The following is an 18,240-nucleotide window of genomic DNA, read 5'->3' as shown; positions in this document are numbered from 1 at the left end:
AGAATGGCGATTGAAAATTATATGCCAGATTTTGCTGTGGAAGCAGTCTATGATCTGACAGTCCCAAGTCTGCAGACGCAGGGAATCAAGGCTGTTTTGGTCGATTTGGATAATACCCTCATAGCTTGGAACAACCCTGACGGGACGCCAGAGATGAAGCAATGGCTACATGATCTTCGGGACGCGGGCATTCGCATTATCGTGGTCTCAAATAACACTAAGAAACGCGTCCAACGAGCAGTTGAAAAATTTGGAATTGATTACGTTTACTGGGCCTTGAAGCCCTTCACATTTGGGATTGACCGTGCCATGAAGGAATTTCACTATGAGAAAAGTGAAGTGGTCATGGTCGGCGACCAGCTCATGACAGATATTCGAGCAGCCCACCGTGCTGGCATTCGCTCGATTTTAGTCAAACCCTTGGTCCAACATGACTCGATCAAAACGCAGATTAACCGAGCTCGTGAGCGCCGTGTGATGCGAAAAATCACTGAAAAGTACGGACCGATTACATATAAAAAAGGAATTTAACTATGGAAGAAATTCTCTGTATTGGTTGTGGAGCAACCATTCAGACGACAGACAAGGCTGGTCTTGGCTTTACCCCCCAGTCGGCACTTGAAAAAGGTTTGGAGACTGGCGAAGTCTATTGCCAACGCTGTTTCCGTCTCCGCCACTACAATGAAATCACGGATGTCCAGTTGACAGACGATGATTTCCTCAAGCTCTTACACGAGGTGGGAGACGGTGATGCTTTGGTGGTTAATGTCATTGATATCTTTGATTTTAATGGCTCTGTCATCCCAGGCTTGCCACGTTTTGTATCAGGCAATGATGTCCTCTTGGTTGGAAATAAAAAAGATATCCTACCTAAGTCAGTTAAACAGGGCAAGATTAGCCAGTGGCTGATGGAGCGTGCCCACGAAGAAGGTCTTCGTCCAGTTGATGTCGTCCTAACTTCAGCACAAAACAAACATGCCATTAAGGAAGTCATTGACAAGATTGAACACTACCGTAAGGGCCGTGATGTCTATGTGGTCGGTGTAACCAACGTTGGAAAATCAACCCTTATAAATGCTATTATCCAAGAAATTACGGGTGACCAGAATATCATCACGACTTCGCGTTTCCCAGGGACAACCTTGGATAAGATTGAGATTCCGCTTGACGACGGATCTTATATTTACGATACGCCAGGAATCATCCATCGTCACCAGATGGCCCACTACTTGACGGCTAAAAACCTCAAGTATGTCAGTCCTAAAAAGGAAATCAAGCCTAAAACCTATCAGCTCAATCCTGAACAAACCCTGTTCTTAGGCGGTTTGGGACGATTTGACTTCATTGCAGGTGACAAGCAAGGTTTCACAGCCTTCTTTGACAATGAACTCAAATTGCATCGTACTAAGCTTGAAGGCGCTAGTGCATTTTATGATAAGCACCTTGGAACACTTCTGACACCACCAAATAGCAAGGAAAAAGAAGATTTTCCAAAACTGCTTGAGCATGTATTTAACATCAAGGACAAGACAGACCTAGTCATCTCAGGACTCGGCTGGATCCGCGTAACAGGCACCGCCAAAGTCGCCGTCTGGGCACCAGAAGGCGTCGCCGTCGTCACACGAAAAGCAATTATTTAAAACAAAATCGCTGAGCGAACAAAGTGAGCTCATATAGCGATAGTTATTGCCGTGGTGTCTTGCCAATCTGTAGATTGGCAAGGGGCACAATTGAGACCAAGGCTCAATTGTGAGGTCAGGAAATCCATTTTTCAAAGATGAGAGTCTTTGGAAAATTAGTTCCGACCGTCCCTCACCACCTAAAATAACTATCAAAAAAACAAGGAAGAAATTATGTCATTAACATCAAAACAACGTGCCTTCCTCAACAGCCAGGCACACACCCTCAAACCCATCATCCAAATCGGGAAAAATGGTCTCAACGACCAAATCAAAACCAGCGTCCGCCAAGCTCTTGACGCGCGTGAATTGATTAAGATAACTCTCTTGCAAAATACAGATGAAAACATTCACGAAGTAGCTGAAATCTTAGAAGAAGAAATCGGTGTGGATACAGTCCAAAAAATCGGACGCATCTTGATTTTGTTTAAACAATCCAGCAAGAAAGAAAATCGCAAGATTTCTAAAAAAGTCAAAGAAATCTAAAGAACTACTCCAAACAACTGTTTTTACAGAGAAATAAAGGAGACTAGCCTATGGCAATTGAATTATTAACTCCCTTTACTAAGGTAGAGTTGGAGCCAGAAATCAAGGAGAAAAAACGTAAACAAGTCGGGATTTTAGGGGGGAATTTTAACCCTGTTCACAATGCCCATCTCATTGTTGCGGATCAAGTGCGGCAACAGTTAGGACTGGACCAGGTCTTGCTTATGCCCGAATACCAACCACCTCATGTAGATAAAAAGGAAACCATTCCTGAACACCATCGTCTCAAGATGCTTGAGTTGGCGATAGAGGGGATTGAAGGTCTGGACATTGAAACCATTGAGCTAGAGCGCAAGGGCATTTCCTATACCTACGACACCATGAAAATCTTGACAGAGCAACATCCTGACACAGATTATTACTTTATTATCGGTGCGGATATGGTGGACTATCTGCCTAAGTGGTACCGAATTGATGAGCTGGTCGACATGGTTCAGTTTGTGGGGGTTCAGCGCCCACGCTACAAGGCAGGGACTTCCTATCCAGTTATCTGGGTGGATGTGCCTCTCATGGATATTTCGTCCAGCATGGTGCGTGATTTCCTTGCCCAAGGTCGAAAACCCAACTTTCTCCTGCCTCAGCCTGTACTAGACTACATCGAGAAGGAGGGACTCTACTGATGGCTTATCAAGACTATATCAACTGTTCCCGTGAGACTTTGTTGGAAAAAATGGCAGAGCTTCTACCTGAAAAACGGTTAACCCATTGCTTGGGTGTGGAGCGTGCAGCCATAGAACTGGCCCAGCGATTTGGAGTAGATGGTGAGAAAGCTGGTCTAGCAGGCCTTCTTCATGACTATGCTAAAAAACTGTCAGATCAGGAATTTCTAGACTTGATTGACCGTTATCAGTTAGACCCTGATCTCAAAAACTGGGGCAATAATGTCTGGCATGGTATGGTTGGCATCTACAAGATTCAGGGAGATTTGAACTTACAAGACTCTGAAATTCTGCGAGCCATTGAAATCCATACAGTCGGGGCTGACCAGATGACAGACCTAGATAAGGTTATCTATGTAGCAGACTATATCGAGCATAATCGAGCCTTTCCAGGAGTGGATGTGGCTCGTGAAATTGCTGAGCTATCGCTCAATAAGGCAGTAGCTTACGAAACAGCTCGTACTGTGGAGCATCTAGCTCATCAGGGATTTCCCATCTATCCCCAAACCCTTGAAACCTATAACGCCTATGTGCACTATTTGAAAGAGGACTAAATGAAGACAGCTTTTATAATCATTGATGTTCAGAATATTTTAGTGGAAACCGGTTTTCAGACAAATAGTCTATTGGAAAAAATTTCTTATTTACAAAACCAGGCTAGAAGTAAGAATATCGAAATTATCTATGTTCAACATATTGAGAATCCTGAAGCCCAAACATCAGAAGATTGGCAGTTATCTGCGCTTTTAAATCGAAAACCTGATGAAAAGGTCTTTCAGAAGAAGTATAATAGTATTTTCAAAGAAACTGGCTTAAAAGAATACTTGGATAAACAGGGGATTGAAAAATTAGTTTTATGTGGCATGCAGACAGAATATTGTGTGGATACCTCTGTCAAGGTTGCCTTTGAATATGGCTATCAGCTTATTATTCCAGAAGGTGCTGTCACAACCTTTGATGGGGATGATATTCCAGCAGAAACGATTAATGAATTTTATGAGGACATTTGGGAGGAGCGCTTTGCAGATGTCCTAGATTATAAAAATATTTTTTAAAAGAGGACTAAATGAACGCAAAAGAATTACTAGAACTAGTCGTGAAAGCGGCGGATGAGAAACGTGCAGAGGATATCCTTGCACTTGATGTACAAGAATTGACCAGTGTGACAGACTACTTTGTTATCACTAGCTCGATGAATAGCCGTCAGTTGGATGCTATCGCTGATAATATCCGTGAAAAAGTAGCGGAAGCTGGTTTTAAAGGCAACCATATCGAAGGCGATGCAGCTGGAGGATGGGTCTTGCTGGACCTCGGTGCTGTTGTCGTGCATATCTTCTCAGAAGAAATGCGTGCCCACTATAACCTAGAGAAGCTATGGCATGAGGCTAATTCAGTAGATATTTCAGAAGCACTTGCTTAGAAGATGAACTCAGTTGTAGTCAACTGGGTTTCTTTGCTTATTTTAGAAAAAAAGGATAGAAAGGTAAGGGCGTCGTGTCTGGTTGATGTTGAAACTGAACACGAGCTAAAAGCTGAGGGAAAAAGAGTAACTTAATTTGTATCTGATGATACGGCAGAAAGTTTCCTATGTTCTCTTTGCTTTTAAGGCTCTTTGTATCTTAGAAAGGATTTGAACCCGTCCTGTAATTCTCGGAAAATAGACAGCCTTCCTTGGAGCTCGGCTCCATCGTCAGGCTCCTAATTTTCTATCGAATTACGGGCGGACTTGGTATCATGTTTTATGGCAACTTATGAAACCTTTGCGGCTGTTTACGATGCGGTCATGGACGACAGTTTATACGATAGATGGACGGATTTTTCGCTTCGTCATTTGCCTAAGACTAAGGAGAGAAAGAAGCTCTTAGAATTGGCTTGTGGGACAGGAATTCAGTCTGTGCGCTTTTCTCAGGCTGGTTTTGATGTGACTGGACTTGATTTGAGCGCGGATATGTTGAAGATTGCTGAGAAGAGAGCGGCTTCAGCCAAGCAAAAGATTGATTTTATTGAAGGCAATATGCTGGATTTATCCAAGGCAGGTCAATACGACTTTGTCACTTGTTATTCGGACTCTATCTGCTACATGCAGGATGAGGTGGAAGTAGGGGACGTGTTTAAGGAAGTGTATAATGTCCTCAATGAAAATGGGGTCTTCATCTTTGATGTGCATTCGACCTACCAGACAGATGAAGTTTTTCCAGGCTATTTCTACCATGAGAATGCGGAAGATTTCGCTATGCTTTGGGACACCTATGAGGACGAAGCTCCTCACTCCATCGTGCATGAGTTGACCTTCTTTATCAAGGAAGCGGATGGTTCCTTTAGTCGCCACGATGAAGTGCATGAGGAGCGGACCTATGAGGTCTTGACCTATGATATTTTGCTGGAACAGGCCGGTTTCAAGTCCTTCAAACTCTATGCGGACTTTGAGGACAAGGAGCCAACAGAAACTAGCAAACGATGGTTTTTTGTAGCGCAGAAGTAGGAGAACATCATGACCATTACAGGTATTATCGCCGAGTTCAATCCTTTTCATAATGGCCACAAATACCTGCTGGAGCAGGCTGAGGGACTAAAAATCGTGGCTATGTCTGGGAATTTCATGCAGCGTGGGGAGCCTGCTATCGTGGACAAGTGGACACGGGCCCAGATGGCGCTGGAAAATGGAGCGGATCTGGTAGTGGAATTGCCCTTTTTAGTCAGTGTTCAGGCTGCGGATTTTTTTGGCCAAGGAGCTGTGGATATCTTGGCGCGGTTGGGTATTGATACCCTATCTTTTGGTACAGAAGAAGTTCTGGATTACCAGAAAATCGCTGACTTATACACAGAGCAGGGTGCTGAGATGGAAAATTTTGTGGAAAATCTGCCTGATTCCCTTTCCTATCCCCAGAAGACCCAGGCCATGTGGAAGGAATTTGCTGGTCTTGATTTTTCAGGAAATACCCCCAATCATGTCCTTGCTCTTGCTTATGCCAAGGCGGTTGCGGGACGCAACATCAAACTCCATCCGATTCAGCGTCAGGGGGCGGGTTTCCATTCTGTGGACAAGGATGTGGACTTTGCCTCTGCGACAGCCCTGCGTCAGAATCAGTCAGACCAAAATTTCTTAGAACGCTTTATGCCTTCTGTTGCCCTCTTTGAGCAGACCAGTAAGGTGAGCTGGGAAGACTATTTTCCCTTGCTCCGCTATCAAATCTTGTCAAATCTTGACCTTACCACCATCTATCAGGTCAATCAAGAAATGGCTGTGCGCATCAAGGATACCATCAAGACGGCACACTCTGTGGAAGAATTGGTCGAAGCGGTTGCGACCAAGCGTTATACCAAGGCGCGTGTCAGACGCCTCTTGACTTATATCTTGGTGCAGGCCAGAGAAAGTGACTTGCCAGAAGCCATTCATGTCCTTGGATTTACTGAAAAAGGCAGACAACATCTCAAGTCTCTGAAAGGACAGGTCAATCTAGTCAGCCGAATTGGCAAAGAACCCTGGGATGCCATGACTCAAAAGGCAGACCAGATTTACCAACTGGGAAATCCAAGTATAGCAGAGCAGAATTTTGGAAGAGTGCCGATTAGAATAGAAACAAACTAAGTCTACTGAAAAGTAGGCTTTTTGAGATTTTTTACGAATAAATAGATAGAAAAGAAAATCTTGTACAAGTTCCTGACAATTTCTTTCTTTTTGTGTATAATAGTGGAAAAGAGGTAAAACGAGGTATGGTTATGGAAGCAGTTCTTTACTCAACGTTCCGAAATCATTTAAAAGACTACATGAAGAAGGTAAACGATGAATTTGAGCCTTTGACGGTGGTCAATAAAAATCCAGACGAGGACATTGTAGTCCTTTCAAAGAGTGAGTGGGATAGTATTCAAGAAACCCTGAGAATTGCTCAAAATAAGGAACTTTCTGATAAGGTTTTGCGAGGAATGGCCCAAGTCCGTGCTGGAAGCACTCAGGTCCATGTTATTGAGGAGTAAGAAATGCTGCTCAAGTTTACAGAAGATGCCTGGGTTGATTATTGCTACTGGCAAAATCAGGATAAGAAAACCCTAAAACGAATAAACAAACTAATCAAGGATATTCAACGCGATCCATTTACAGGAATTGGTAAACCAGAACCACTCAAGTATGACTACCAAGGAGCCTGGTCACGTCGTATCGACGCAGAAAATCGCTTGATTTATATGATGGATGGAGATAGCGTGGCTTTCTTGTCTTTCAAAGATCATTACTAAGTCTACTGAAAGGTGGGCTTTTTCTCAAATCTCTGCTAAACTACTATTTCTAAGAAATAGAGATTATACTAATAAATTATAGGTGCTTAAACTCCAATTTCCCCAAAACATATTCTATTTTAGGTTTGTGAAAATCACTTTTTTATGGTAGAATGTAAAAGAATGTATGTCATTCGGAATAACAATAAAATGAGGTAAAAACATGGAAATCATGTCGCTTGCGATTGCTGTTTTTGCCGTCATCATTGGTTTAGTCATTGGATATGTCAGCATCTCAGCCAAGATGAAATCATCTCAGGAAGCTGCAGAGTTGATGCTTTTAAATGCTGAACAAGAAGCAACTAATTTACGTGGACAAGCTGAGCGTGAAGCGGATTTACTGGTTAATGAAGCTAAACGTGAAAGCAAGTCTCTTAAAAAAGAAGCACTATTGGAGGCCAAAGAAGAAGCCAGAAAATACCGTGAAGAAGTGGACGCTGAATTCAAATCAGAACGTCAAGAACTCAAACAAATCGAAAGTCGTTTGACAGAGAGAGCTACTAGTCTCGACCGTAAGGACGACAATTTGACGAGTAAAGAACAAACACTTGAACAAAAAGAACAAAGTATTTCTGATAGAGCGAAAAACCTTGATGCGCGTGAAGAGCAATTAGAGGAAGTCGAAAGACAAAAGGAAGCAGAACTAGAGCGTATTGGTGCCCTGTCTCAGGCAGAAGCACGAGATATTATCTTGGCACAGACAGAGGAAAACTTGACCAAGGAGATTGCTAGCCGTATTCGCGAAGCTGAGCAAGAGGTCAAGGAACGTTCTGATAAAATGGCCAAGGATATCCTGGTTCAAGCTATGCAACGTATCGCTGGTGAATATGTAGCGGAGTCAACTAACTCAACAGTTCATCTGCCAGACGATACTATGAAGGGACGCATTATTGGTCGTGAAGGTCGTAACATTCGTACCTTCGAAAGTTTGACAGGGGTCGATGTGATTATCGACGATACACCAGAAGTGGTGACCTTGTCAGGTTTTGATCCAATCCGTCGCGAAATTGCTCGTATGACTATGGAAATGTTGCTCAAAGATGGTCGTATCCACCCAGCTCGTATCGAAGAGTTGGTTGAGAAAAACCGTCAGGAGATTGACAATAAGATCCGTGAATACGGTGAGGCCGCTGCCTATGAGATTGGTGCGCCTAACCTTCATCCAGACTTGATGAAGATTATGGGACGTTTGCAGTTCCGTACTTCTTATGGACAAAATGTCTTGCGTCATTCGATTGAGGTTGCTAAGTTGGCTGGTATTATGGCTAGTGAGCTTGGTGAAAATGCGGCTCTTGCTCGTCGTGCTGGATTCCTTCACGATATCGGGAAAGCCATTGACCGTGAGGTTGAAGGTAGCCACGTTGAAATCGGTATGGAATTGGCTCGTAAGTACAAGGAACATCCAGTTGTGGTCAATACGATTGCTAGCCACCACGGCGATGTCGAAGCTGAGAGTGTCATTGCAGTAATCGTCGCTGCAGCAGATGCCTTGAGTGCAGCCCGTCCAGGTGCTCGTAGTGAGTCTCTTGAAAGCTACATCAAGCGTCTTCATGATTTGGAAGAAATTGCTAACGGCTTTGAAGGAGTGCAAACTAGCTTTGCCCTTCAAGCAGGACGTGAGATCCGTATCATGGTCAATCCAGGACAAATCAAGGACGACAAAGTCACAATCTTGGCTCACAAAGTTCGTGAAAAAATTGAAAACAATCTCGATTACCCAGGAAATATTAAGGTAACCGTGATTCGCGAACTGCGTGCAGTAGATTATGCCAAATAAATAAGAAAGAGCAGTTGAAAAATTACTGCTTTTTTGTTACACTAGATAGAAAGACTGTAAAGGATAATCTGGCTTTTGCCATTATTCTAGAGAAATGTTATTTCACAGACTGACTAAAAGGAGACACAATGGCAGACCGAGGCTTACTAATCGTTTTTTCTGGTCCTTCAGGGGTTGGAAAAGGAACGGTTAGAAGAGAGATTTTTGAGAGTTCTGAAAACCAATTTCAATACTCTGTATCGATGACGACACGCGCACAACGTCCTGGAGAAGTGGACGGTGTTGACTATTTCTTCCGTACTCGTGAAGAATTTGAAGAGCTGATTCGTCAAGGACAGATGTTGGAATACGCAGAATATGTCGGCAACTACTATGGAACTCCCTTGACCTATGTCAATGAAACCTTGGACAAGGGAATCGATGTTTTCCTTGAAATTGAAGTGCAAGGCGCTCTTCAGGTCAAGAAAAAGGTTCCAGATGCTGTCTTTATCTTCCTGACACCACCAGATTTAGATGAATTGCAAGATCGTTTGGTAGGACGTGGAACAGATAGTGCAGAAGTGATTGCCCAACGAATCGAAAAGGCCAAGGAAGAAATTGCCCTCATGCGTGAGTATGATTATGCGATTGTCAACGATCAGGTGCCCCTAGCTGCTGAGCGTGTCAAACGTGTGATCGAAGCAGAGCACTTCCGTGTGGATCGTGTCATTGGTCACTATCAGGAAATGTTACCAAAATCTCCAACTACTCGATAAAATTTAGAAAATAGGTACAAGCAAATGATGTTAAAACCCTCTATTGATACCTTGCTTGACAAGGTTCCTTCAAAATATTCACTCGTAATCTTGGAAGCAAAACGTGCCCACGAATTGGAAGCAGGTGCGCCAGCTACTCAAGGTTTCAAATCTGAAAAATCAACTCTTCGCGCTTTAGAAGAAATCGAATCAGGAAACGTTACAATTCATCCAGATCCAGAAGGAAAACGTGAAGCTGTGCGTCGCCGTATCGAAGAAGAAAAACGCCGCAAAGAAGAAGAAGAAAAGAAAATCAAAGAGCAAATCGCTAAAGAAAAAGAAGATGGTGAAAAAATTTAAGGTTGGGGGGACTCAATCTTATTTTTTCTATTGCAAGAATCTACTGACAAGGAGGAGGTGAGAAGATGGCTATAGCCAAGATTATCGTAGATGTGCCCTTGATGCAGACGGACCAGCCCTATAGTTACAGGATTCCTGAGGAGTTTGAGGGAATGCTGGAAGTTGGGATGCGGGTTCATGTGCCTTTTGGTAAGGGCAATCGCCTGATTCAAGGGATTGTGCTTGGTTTGGAGTCCCAACCAGATGAAGAAGAGGCTAATCAAGATTTAAAAGATATTGCTGAGGTGTTGGATTTTTCTCCTGTTCTCACGCAAGAACAACTCTGGCTGGCTGAGGAACTCCGCAAGTCTGTCTTCTCCTATAAAATCTCCATTCTAAAGGCTATGTTACCGGGATTTCTAAACTCCAGCTATGACAAGATTCTCTATCCTCTGGAAGGCCTAAGTCAGGAAGACCGAGAGCGCTTGTTTGGTTCAGAGGATTCACTTGCCTTTTCTTCTCTAGATTTAGGTAAGCAAGCTGAAATGATGCGTTTGACTAGAAAAGGCCTGCTTGGTCTAGAATATCAGGCAATCGATCAAAAGAAGGTCAAGACTCAGTCTTGGTATGAGGTAGACCTTGCTCAATTAGAAAGTGTAGAGATTTCTACACGCGCCAAGAAAAAGTTGGAACTGAGAGACTATTTGCTGTCTCATCCTGAGAGTGCTTCCTTGGCTAGTTTGTTAGAGTCCTACTCGCGGGAGCAAGTCAACTTCTTTGTGGAACAAGGTGCTGTGACCATAGTTCAAAAGGAAGTTCAACGCTCGGCTGCTTATTTTGAAGGCATTGAGGCAAGTCAGCCTTTGGAGTTGAATCCAGAGCAAAGACAGGCGCGTGATGCGGTTGTCAGTGCTATTGGTAGTCATCAGCCTCCCTTCCTCCTTCAAGGGATTACAGGAAGTGGGAAGACCGAGGTTTACTTACAAATAATCCAAGGGGATTTGGACAAGGGCAAGACAGCCATTTTGCTGGTGCCTGAGATTTCCTTGACTCCTCAGATGACGGAGCGTTTTATCGCTCGTTTTGGTGAGAAAGTGGCCATTCTTCACTCAGGCCTGTCCAATGGTGAAAAGTACGACGAATGGCGTAAGGTGGAGCGTGGCGATGCCCAAGTTGTTGTTGGTGCCAGATCGGCTATCTTTGCTCCGCTGAAGAATCTAGGTGTTATGATTATCGATGAGGAGCACGAAGCGACTTATAAGCAGGACAGTAATCCCCGTTACCATGCTAGAGATGTGGCGCTTTTACGGGCTCAGTATCATCAAGCGGCCTTGGTCCTTGGTTCAGCAACTCCTAGTCTGGAAAGCCGTGCGCGGGCTGGAAAAGGTGTTTATCAACATTTACGTCTGATCCAACGTGCCAATCCTTTAGCTAGGATTCCTGAGGTTCAAGTGATTGATTTTCGGGACTATATCGGACAAAATGAGACGTCAAACTTTACGCCCCCTTTGCTAGAAGCCATCCAAGATCGTCTGGCTAAAAAAGAGCAGGTGGTTCTTATGCTCAATCGCCGTGGCTATTCTAGCTTTGTCATGTGTCGGGAATGTGGGACGGTGGATACTTGTCTCAACTGTGATATTTCTCTAACCTTGCACATGGATACCAAGACTATGAACTGCCATTATTGTGGTTTTTCGAAGGACATTCCTCAGGTCTGTCCTAATTGTAAGAGTCGCAGTATTCGTTACTATGGGACAGGAACTCAGAAGGCTTATGACGAGCTGGCAGAACTCTTTCCGCAGGCCCGCATTTTGCGGATGGATGTGGACACGACTCGTAAGAAAGGTAGTCACCAAGCTCTTCTTGACCAGTTTGGTCAAGGAGAGGCGGATATCTTGCTTGGCACTCAGATGATTGCCAAGGGTTTGGATTTTCCAAATGTGACCTTAGTCGGAGTGCTCAATGCGGATACGGCCTTGAATTTGCCTGATTTCCGTTCTTCTGAGAGAACCTTCCAGCTCTTGACTCAGGTGGCAGGGCGAGCAGGTCGGGCTGAAAAAGCTGGTCAGGTCTTGATTCAGTCTTACAATCCTCAGCATTATGCTATTCGATTTGCAAAAGACCAGGACTACGAAGGTTTTTATGCCTATGAAATGGGAATCAGACGACAACTTGGTTATCCACCTTACTATTTCACCATTGGCATTACCCTTTCTCACAAGAAGGAAGAAGAGGTAATCAAACGTGCCTATGAAGTGATGAACATTTTGCGGTCAGGTTTGTCAGAGACCAGTAAGATTCTCGGGCCGACGCCCAAGCCCATTGCTCGTACCCACAACCTCTATCATTACCAGATTTTGATTAAATACCGTTTAGAAGATGAGCTGGGGTCGACCCTCAACCAGGTTCTGGCCTTGACTCAAGAACGGGAAAATAGTGAGCTCCGTCTCAGCATTGACCATGAGCCACAGCAATTTTTATAAGAAGGAGAAGATATGACAAAATTAATTTTTATGGGGACCCCCGATTTTTCAGCAACCGTCTTAAAAGGACTTTTGACAGATGACCGCTATGAGATTCTAGCCGTTGTGACCCAGCCTGACCGTGCTGTTGGGCGTAAAAAAGTTATTCAAGAAACCCCAGTTAAACAAGCTGCCAAAGAGGCAGGACTTCCTATCTACCAACCTGAAAAATTATCTGGAAGTCCAGAGATGGAAGATCTTATGAAGCTAGGAGCAGATGGAATTGTGACTGCTGCTTTTGGCCAGTTTCTCCCAAGTAAACTCCTTGATAGCATGGACTTTGCGGTCAATGTTCACGCTTCCCTCCTTCCAAAACACCGTGGTGGTGCGCCTATCCATTATGCCTTGATTCAAGGGGATGAGGAAGCTGGTGTGACCATTATGGAAATGGTTAAGGAAATGGATGCAGGAGATATGATTTCTCGTCGTAGTATTCCGATTACGGATGAGGACAATGTCGGCACCTTGTTTGAGAAATTGGCGCTAGTTGGTCGTGATTTGCTTTTGGATACCCTGTCTGCCTACATTGCTGGAGAAATCAAACCTGAACCGCAGGATCCGAGTCAGGTTACTTTCTCGCCAAACATCAAGCCAGAGGAAGAAAAACTAGATTGGAATAAAAGCAATCGTCAACTCTTTAACCAGATCCGTGGCATGAACCCCTGGCCTGTTGCCCATACTTTCCTTAAGGGCGACCGCTTTAAGATTTATGAAGCCCTACCAGTAGAAGGTCAAGGCAACCCAGGAGAGATTCTCTCTATCGGCAAGAAAGAATTGATTGTCGCAACGGCTCAAGGAGCTTTGTCTCTCAAACAAGTGCAGCCAGCTGGTAAACCTAAGATGGACATTGCTTCCTTCCTCAACGGAGTTGGACGGACATTGACTGTAGGAGAACGATTTGGTGACTAAAGTAGAAACGGCTAGAAGTTTAACCCTAGCAGTATTAGAGGATGTCTTTATCAATCAAGCATACTCAAATATTGCCTTAAATAAGCATCTCAAGGGAAGTCAATTTTCGGCAGCGGACAAGGGCTTGGTGACAGAGATTGTCTATGGAACGGTGGCCCGTAAACTGACTCTGGAATGGTACCTATCCCACTTTATCGAAGACAGAGACCAGTTAGACAGCTGGCTCTATATCCTACTTCTCATGAGTGCCTACCAACTCCGCTATTTGGATAAAATTCCAGACCATGCTGTGGTTAATGAAGCAGTGGAACTGGCTAAATTCCGTAAAAAAGGCAGCGAAAAATTGGTTAATGCCGTCCTTCGTCGTATCTTGCGTGAAGGTTGGCCAGATATTGCCAGTATCAAACGAAAAAATAAACGTGATTCCATTGCCTATTCCCTTCCGGTTTGGCTAGTTGCCAAGCTCAAAGAAGAATACGGCGAAGAGCGAGCGCAAGCTATTTTTGAAAGTCTTTTGGTGCGCAACAAGGCCAGTATTCGTGTGACTGATTTAAGCCGAAAAGAGGAAATCCAAGCCTTGTTGGAGGCTAGTAATTCATCCTTGTCTCCTTCTGGTCTGGTTAAGGAGCAAGGACATTTTGCAGGTCATGATTTGTTTGCGGAGGGATCCATTACCATCCAAGACGAGTCCAGTCAGCTGGTTGCTCCGACGCTTGATCTACAAGGTGATGAGCAGGTTCTAGATGCCTGTGCGGCTCCGGGTGGGAAAACAGCCCATATAGCCTCTTATCTCACGACAGGTCAGGTTACTGCTCTGGACTTGTACGATCACAAGTTGGACTTAATTCAAGAAAACGCCCAACGTCTAGGGGTTGCAGATCGGATTCAAAGGCAAAAATTGGATGCCAGAAAGGTACATGAGTTTTTTGGTCAGGATTCTTTTGATAAGATTTTGGTGGATGCTCCCTGTTCAGGAATCGGTCTTTTGCGCCGAAAACCAGATATCAAATACAATAAAGAAACGGCAGATTTCGCGTCCTTACAGGAAATTCAGCTAGAAATATTAGGTAGTGTTTGTCAAACACTAGGCAAAGGTGGTATAATAACTTATAGTACCTGTACCATTGTTTCAGAGGAGAATTTTCAAGTCGTTGAGGCCTTTTTAGAAAGTCATCCCGAGTTCGAGCAGGTAAAACTAGAACATGAATGTAAGGATATCATGAAAGATGGCTGTATCCTCATTACACCTGAATTGTATGGAAGTGATGGATTCTTCATCAGTCAATTTCGCAAGATATCGGATTAGGAAGGAACTGACACATGGAAATTTCATTATTAACAGATGTTGGTCAGAAACGAACAAATAACCAAGACTATGTCAACCACTATGTCAATAGAGCTGGACGTACCATGATTATTTTAGCTGATGGGATGGGAGGTCATCGCGCAGGAAATATTGCTAGTGAAATGGCAGTAACAGACCTAGGTATAGCTTGGGTTGATACCCAGATCGATACAGTCAATGAAGTGCGTGAATGGTTCGGCAATTACCTAGAAATTGAAAATCAAAAGATTCACCAACTTGGACAAGATGATGCCTATAAAGGAATGGGAACAACTCTAGAAGCTGTTGCTATTATTGGCAATCAGGCTATCTATGCCCATATTGGAGATTCTCGTATTGGTTTGATTCGTGGAGAAGAATACCACCAGTTAACGAGCGACCATTCTTTGGTCAATGAATTACTCAAAGCTGGCCAATTGACGCCAGAAGAAGCAGCTAGCCATCCACAGAAAAATATTATTACCCAGTCTATCGGTCAAAAAGATGAAGTTCAACCTGATTTTGGAATAATTACTCTTGAGTCAGGAGACTATCTCTTGCTCAATAGTGATGGTTTGACCAACATGATTTCAGGCAGTGAGATTTGTGATATTGTAACCAGTGATATTCCTTTGGCAGATAAAACAGCGACGCTCGTGCGTTTTGCTAACAATGCAGGAGGTTTAGACAATATTACGGTTGCCCTTGTTTCTATGAACGAGGAGGATGCAGAATGATCCAAATCGGCAAGATTTTTGCCGGACGCTATCGGATTGTGAAACAGATTGGCCGAGGAGGCATGGCAGATGTCTATTTGGCCAAGGATTTAATTCTAGACGGAGAAGAAGTGGCAGTGAAGGTTCTGAGGACCAACTACCAGACGGACCCGATAGCTGTAGCTCGTTTTCAGCGTGAAGCGAGAGCTATGGCAGATCTAGACCATCCTCATATCGTTCGGATAACAGATATTGGTGAGGAAGACGGTCAACAGTATCTTGCAATGGAGTATGTTGCTGGACTAGACCTCAAGCGCTATATCAAGGAACACTACCCCCTTTCCAATGAAGAAGCCGTCCGTATCATGGGACAAATCCTCCTAGCCATGCGTTTGGCCCATACCAGAGGAATTGTTCACAGGGACTTGAAACCTCAAAATATCCTCTTGACACCAGATGGGACTGCCAAAGTCACAGATTTTGGGATTGCGGTAGCCTTTGCTGAGACGAGTCTGACTCAGACCAACTCGATGCTGGGGTCAGTTCATTACTTGTCACCAGAGCAGGCGCGTGGTTCGAAGGCGACTGTACAAAGTGATATCTATGCCATGGGGATTATCTTCTATGAGATGCTGACAGGCCATATCCCTTATGACGGGGATAGCGCGGTGACCATCGCCCTCCAGCATTTCCAGAAACCACTGCCATCGGTTATAGCTGAAAATCCATCTGTTCCTCAGGCTTTGGAAAATGTTGTTATCAAGGCAACTGCTAAGAAATTGACAGATCGCTACAAATCAGTCGCTGAAATGTATGTGGACTTGTCTAGTAGTTTGTCTTATAATCGTCGTAATGAACCAAAGCTGGTCTTTGACGATGCGACTAAGGCGGACACCAAGACTCTACCAAAAGTATCTCAGAGTACCTTGACGTCGATTCCTAAGGTGCAAACACAAAGTCCGAAGCCACAGGTTGCGAAGCCGAGTCAGCAGGTTTCAGAAGACAATTACGCAACCAAGCCTGTTAAGAAACGGAAATTTAGAGTTCGTTATATGATTTTGTTGGCCAGCATTGTATTGGTGGCAGCCTCTCTGATTTGGATCTTATCCAGAACTCCTGCAACCATTGCTATTCCAGACGTGGCAGGTCAGACAGTGGCGGAGGCCAAGGAAACTCTCAAGAAAGCCAATTTTGAGATTGGCGAGGAGAAATCAGAGGCTAGTGAAAAGGTGGAAGAAGGGCGGATTATCCGTACAGATCCTGATGCTGGAACGACTCGAAAAGAAGGTTCGAAAATCAATTTGGTTGTCTCATCAGGCAAGCAATCTTTCCAATTGAGTAACTATATCGGCCGTAAATCGACAGATGTTATCGCGGAACTCAAGCAGAAGAAGGTTCCTGAAAACCTCATTAAGATTGAGGAAGAAGAATCAAGTGAGAGTGAAGCAGGAACTGTTCTCAGACAGAGTCCAGCTGCTGGAACAACCTATGATTTGAGCAAGGCCTCAACGATTACCTTAACCGTTGCTAAGAAGGTAACCAGCGTTTCTATGCCAAGTTATAAAGGATCTAGTCTCGAATTTACTAAAAATAATCTCGTTCAAATTGTCGGTATTAAAGAAGCCAATATTGAAGTTGTAGAAGTGTCGACAGCTCCTGCTGGAACTGCTGAAGGTACAGTCGTTGAACAGAGTCCAAAAGCAGGTGAAAAGGTTGATTTGACGAAGACGCGTGTCAAGATTTCAATTTACAAGCCAAAAACACCGCCGTCAACGTCATCATCAGCACCAGTCCAACGTGGAAACCAAGGTTCTACTACAACACCAAGTCAGGGGAACCAACAAGGAAATCAACGAGGGAATGCACCTACTACTCAGTCAAGTAGTGAAGGCAACCACGAAAATTCACGTGATTAAACGAATCTTTGTCATGATTTCATGGCAAAGATTTTTTTTGACTCCAGATTTGTGATAGAATAGAGGGAGTTGATAAAAGGAGGCAAGCATGGAAGAATCAAAAGAATTAAATGCCGTCATTGATGTGATTATGCTAGCAGGAACCATTCTTCTCAAAAGTGGCTCAGAGATTCATCGCGTAGAAGATACCATGATTCGCATTGCGCATTCGCAGGGGATTGTGGATTGCAATGTTCTTGCCATGCCTGCCGCAATCTTTTTCTCGATTGAAAATACCAATATTTCGCGCATGAAGCGTGTGACCTCCTCTTCTTATAACATTGAAAAAGTCTGCGATGTGAACCAGATTTCTCGTCAGCTGGTTAGGGGGCAGATTGATTTAGAGATAGCCTTCAAGCAATTGACGGCCTTGCAAGTCCAACCCCTTCCCTATACCAAGTTGCAGGTGACTTTGGCTGCGACCTTTAGCGCTCCTTTCTTTTCGGTTATGTTTAGCGGAAATATCTATGACGCACTTGGGGCAGGAGTGGCTACCTTATTTGGTTTTGCCTTTTCCCTCTATGTGGAAAAGTTTATCCGAATTCCCTTTGTGACAGCATTTGCTGGGGCCTTCGTCTTTGGGATGATTGCCCAGTTTTGGGCTCGCTACACAGGCTTTCCTTCAACGGCAGATTTGATTATAGCTGGTGCGGTTATGCCTTTTGTACCAGGAATTGCCTTAACAAATGCGGTTCGGGATATCATGACCAACCACATAAACTCTGGTATGAGTAAGATGTTTGAATCCCTGCTCATTACCCTTGCTTTAGGGGCAGGAACTTCTGTCGCCTTGGTATTGATGAACTAA

20 protein-coding genes are annotated in these 18,240 nt (G+C 44.0%); all 20 read left to right on the top strand.

Translation table 11 applies throughout. The features are described 5' to 3' along the window. Positions 1-3 precede the first annotated feature (3 nt). The 20 genes from D8787_RS05490 (at position 4) to D8787_RS05395 (ending at position 18,240) form a co-directional block, all read left to right on the top strand. On the top strand, positions 4-531 hold the full coding sequence (locus D8787_RS05490; protein ID WP_260471379.1) for a YqeG family HAD IIIA-type phosphatase: 528 nt from the start codon (positions 4-6) through the stop codon (positions 529-531). Positions 532-533: 2 nt separating this feature from the next. Then, positions 534-1,640 (top strand): ribosome biogenesis GTPase YqeH, encoded by a 1,107-nt coding sequence (gene yqeH / locus D8787_RS05485; RefSeq protein ID WP_125421572.1) that lies wholly within the window; start codon positions 534-536, stop codon positions 1,638-1,640. Between the two features lie 213 nt (positions 1,641-1,853). Next, positions 1,854-2,165, top strand: coding sequence for a ribosome assembly RNA-binding protein YhbY (gene yhbY, locus D8787_RS05480; protein WP_049501124.1), 312 nt, complete (start codon positions 1,854-1,856; stop codon positions 2,163-2,165). 50 nt (positions 2,166-2,215) lie between these two features. Then, positions 2,216-2,845, top strand: a complete 630-nt coding sequence (locus D8787_RS05475; RefSeq protein WP_125421569.1) for a nicotinate-nucleotide adenylyltransferase — start codon at positions 2,216-2,218, stop codon at positions 2,843-2,845. After that, positions 2,845-3,438, top strand: coding sequence for a bis(5'-nucleosyl)-tetraphosphatase (symmetrical) YqeK (yqeK, locus tag D8787_RS05470; RefSeq protein ID WP_125421566.1), 594 nt, complete (start codon positions 2,845-2,847; stop codon positions 3,436-3,438). The genes D8787_RS05475 and yqeK overlap by 1 nt, the downstream gene beginning before the upstream one ends. Further along, on the top strand, positions 3,439-3,939 hold the full coding sequence (locus D8787_RS05465) for a cysteine hydrolase family protein (protein WP_125421564.1): 501 nt from the start codon (positions 3,439-3,441) through the stop codon (positions 3,937-3,939). It begins immediately after the preceding gene. Between the two features lie 11 nt (positions 3,940-3,950). After that, complete coding sequence (gene rsfS / locus D8787_RS05460) at positions 3,951-4,304, top strand: ribosome silencing factor (protein ID WP_125421561.1); 354 nt, start codon at positions 3,951-3,953, stop codon at positions 4,302-4,304. Between the two features lie 321 nt (positions 4,305-4,625). Then, complete coding sequence (locus D8787_RS05455; RefSeq protein ID WP_125421558.1) at positions 4,626-5,366, top strand: class I SAM-dependent DNA methyltransferase; 741 nt, start codon at positions 4,626-4,628, stop codon at positions 5,364-5,366. Between the two features lie 9 nt (positions 5,367-5,375). After that, a complete protein-coding gene (locus D8787_RS05450) occupies positions 5,376-6,473 on the top strand; it encodes a nucleotidyltransferase (RefSeq protein WP_125421555.1) in 1,098 nt (365 codons plus the stop codon). A 131-nt stretch (positions 6,474-6,604) separates the two neighbouring features. Continuing rightward, positions 6,605-6,859 (top strand): type II toxin-antitoxin system Phd/YefM family antitoxin, encoded by a 255-nt coding sequence (locus D8787_RS05445; RefSeq protein WP_000388572.1) that lies wholly within the window; start codon positions 6,605-6,607, stop codon positions 6,857-6,859. A 3-nt stretch (positions 6,860-6,862) separates the two neighbouring features. Beyond that, complete coding sequence (locus tag D8787_RS05440; protein WP_050212115.1) at positions 6,863-7,117, top strand: Txe/YoeB family addiction module toxin; 255 nt, start codon at positions 6,863-6,865, stop codon at positions 7,115-7,117. A 202-nt stretch (positions 7,118-7,319) separates the two neighbouring features. Next, complete coding sequence (locus tag D8787_RS05435) at positions 7,320-8,933, top strand: ribonuclease Y (RefSeq protein WP_000404936.1); 1,614 nt, start codon at positions 7,320-7,322, stop codon at positions 8,931-8,933. A 128-nt stretch (positions 8,934-9,061) separates the two neighbouring features. Further along, positions 9,062-9,688: a guanylate kinase gene (gene gmk / locus D8787_RS05430; protein WP_000775041.1), complete on the top strand. Its 627-nt coding sequence runs from the start codon at positions 9,062-9,064 to the stop codon at positions 9,686-9,688. Between the two features lie 24 nt (positions 9,689-9,712). After that, positions 9,713-10,027 (top strand): DNA-directed RNA polymerase subunit omega, encoded by a 315-nt coding sequence (rpoZ, locus tag D8787_RS05425; RefSeq protein WP_000979235.1) that lies wholly within the window; start codon positions 9,713-9,715, stop codon positions 10,025-10,027. A gap of 65 nt (positions 10,028-10,092) precedes the next feature. Continuing rightward, a complete protein-coding gene (locus D8787_RS05420) occupies positions 10,093-12,489 on the top strand; it encodes a primosomal protein N' (protein ID WP_125421552.1) in 2,397 nt (798 codons plus the stop codon). A gap of 12 nt (positions 12,490-12,501) precedes the next feature. Continuing rightward, the gene (fmt, locus tag D8787_RS05415; RefSeq protein WP_125421549.1) at positions 12,502-13,437 is read left to right on the top strand and encodes a methionyl-tRNA formyltransferase; all 936 of its coding nucleotides are present in this window, start codon (positions 12,502-12,504) and stop codon (positions 13,435-13,437) included. Continuing rightward, the gene (gene rsmB / locus D8787_RS05410; protein WP_185776758.1) at positions 13,430-14,743 is read left to right on the top strand and encodes a 16S rRNA (cytosine(967)-C(5))-methyltransferase RsmB; all 1,314 of its coding nucleotides are present in this window, start codon (positions 13,430-13,432) and stop codon (positions 14,741-14,743) included. The genes fmt and rsmB overlap by 8 nt, the downstream gene beginning before the upstream one ends. 14 nt (positions 14,744-14,757) lie before the next feature. Next, the gene (locus D8787_RS05405) at positions 14,758-15,498 is read left to right on the top strand and encodes a Stp1/IreP family PP2C-type Ser/Thr phosphatase (RefSeq protein ID WP_102210445.1); all 741 of its coding nucleotides are present in this window, start codon (positions 14,758-14,760) and stop codon (positions 15,496-15,498) included. Continuing rightward, positions 15,495-17,393, top strand: coding sequence for a Stk1 family PASTA domain-containing Ser/Thr kinase (gene pknB / locus D8787_RS05400; RefSeq protein WP_125421544.1), 1,899 nt, complete (start codon positions 15,495-15,497; stop codon positions 17,391-17,393). The genes D8787_RS05405 and pknB overlap by 4 nt, the downstream gene beginning before the upstream one ends. An 88-nt stretch (positions 17,394-17,481) precedes the next feature. Beyond that, complete coding sequence (locus tag D8787_RS05395) at positions 17,482-18,240, top strand: threonine/serine exporter family protein (RefSeq protein WP_125421541.1); 759 nt, start codon at positions 17,482-17,484, stop codon at positions 18,238-18,240.

Origin of the sequence: Streptococcus mitis, from assembly GCF_003944325.1 — a bacterium.
GTDB lineage: Bacteria > Bacillota > Bacilli > Lactobacillales > Streptococcaceae > Streptococcus > Streptococcus mitis_CW.
This window is presented reverse-complemented; position numbering and strand designations above follow the sequence as displayed.

What these genes read in the sequence shown, in the direction of transcription:
- D8787_RS05490 (WP_260471379.1), top strand. Translation starts at nt 4, where the DNA reads ATGGCGATTGAAAATTATATGCCAGATTTTGCTGTGGAAGCAGTCTAT.
- yqeH (WP_125421572.1), top strand. Translation starts at nt 534, where the DNA reads ATGGAAGAAATTCTCTGTATTGGTTGTGGAGCAACCATTCAGACGACA.
- yhbY (WP_049501124.1), top strand. Translation starts at nt 1,854, where the DNA reads ATGTCATTAACATCAAAACAACGTGCCTTCCTCAACAGCCAGGCACAC.
- D8787_RS05475 (WP_125421569.1), top strand. Translation starts at nt 2,216, where the DNA reads ATGGCAATTGAATTATTAACTCCCTTTACTAAGGTAGAGTTGGAGCCA.
- yqeK (WP_125421566.1), top strand. Translation starts at nt 2,845, where the DNA reads ATGGCTTATCAAGACTATATCAACTGTTCCCGTGAGACTTTGTTGGAA.
- D8787_RS05465 (WP_125421564.1), top strand. Translation starts at nt 3,439, where the DNA reads ATGAAGACAGCTTTTATAATCATTGATGTTCAGAATATTTTAGTGGAA.
- rsfS (WP_125421561.1), top strand. Translation starts at nt 3,951, where the DNA reads ATGAACGCAAAAGAATTACTAGAACTAGTCGTGAAAGCGGCGGATGAG.
- D8787_RS05455 (WP_125421558.1), top strand. Translation starts at nt 4,626, where the DNA reads ATGGCAACTTATGAAACCTTTGCGGCTGTTTACGATGCGGTCATGGAC.
- D8787_RS05450 (WP_125421555.1), top strand. Translation starts at nt 5,376, where the DNA reads ATGACCATTACAGGTATTATCGCCGAGTTCAATCCTTTTCATAATGGC.
- D8787_RS05445 (WP_000388572.1), top strand. Translation starts at nt 6,605, where the DNA reads ATGGAAGCAGTTCTTTACTCAACGTTCCGAAATCATTTAAAAGACTAC.
- D8787_RS05440 (WP_050212115.1), top strand. Translation starts at nt 6,863, where the DNA reads ATGCTGCTCAAGTTTACAGAAGATGCCTGGGTTGATTATTGCTACTGG.
- D8787_RS05435 (WP_000404936.1), top strand. Translation starts at nt 7,320, where the DNA reads ATGGAAATCATGTCGCTTGCGATTGCTGTTTTTGCCGTCATCATTGGT.
- gmk (WP_000775041.1), top strand. Translation starts at nt 9,062, where the DNA reads ATGGCAGACCGAGGCTTACTAATCGTTTTTTCTGGTCCTTCAGGGGTT.
- rpoZ (WP_000979235.1), top strand. Translation starts at nt 9,713, where the DNA reads ATGATGTTAAAACCCTCTATTGATACCTTGCTTGACAAGGTTCCTTCA.
- D8787_RS05420 (WP_125421552.1), top strand. Translation starts at nt 10,093, where the DNA reads ATGGCTATAGCCAAGATTATCGTAGATGTGCCCTTGATGCAGACGGAC.
- fmt (WP_125421549.1), top strand. Translation starts at nt 12,502, where the DNA reads ATGACAAAATTAATTTTTATGGGGACCCCCGATTTTTCAGCAACCGTC.
- D8787_RS05405 (WP_102210445.1), top strand. Translation starts at nt 14,758, where the DNA reads ATGGAAATTTCATTATTAACAGATGTTGGTCAGAAACGAACAAATAAC.
- pknB (WP_125421544.1), top strand. Translation starts at nt 15,495, where the DNA reads ATGATCCAAATCGGCAAGATTTTTGCCGGACGCTATCGGATTGTGAAA.
- D8787_RS05395 (WP_125421541.1), top strand. Translation starts at nt 17,482, where the DNA reads ATGGAAGAATCAAAAGAATTAAATGCCGTCATTGATGTGATTATGCTA.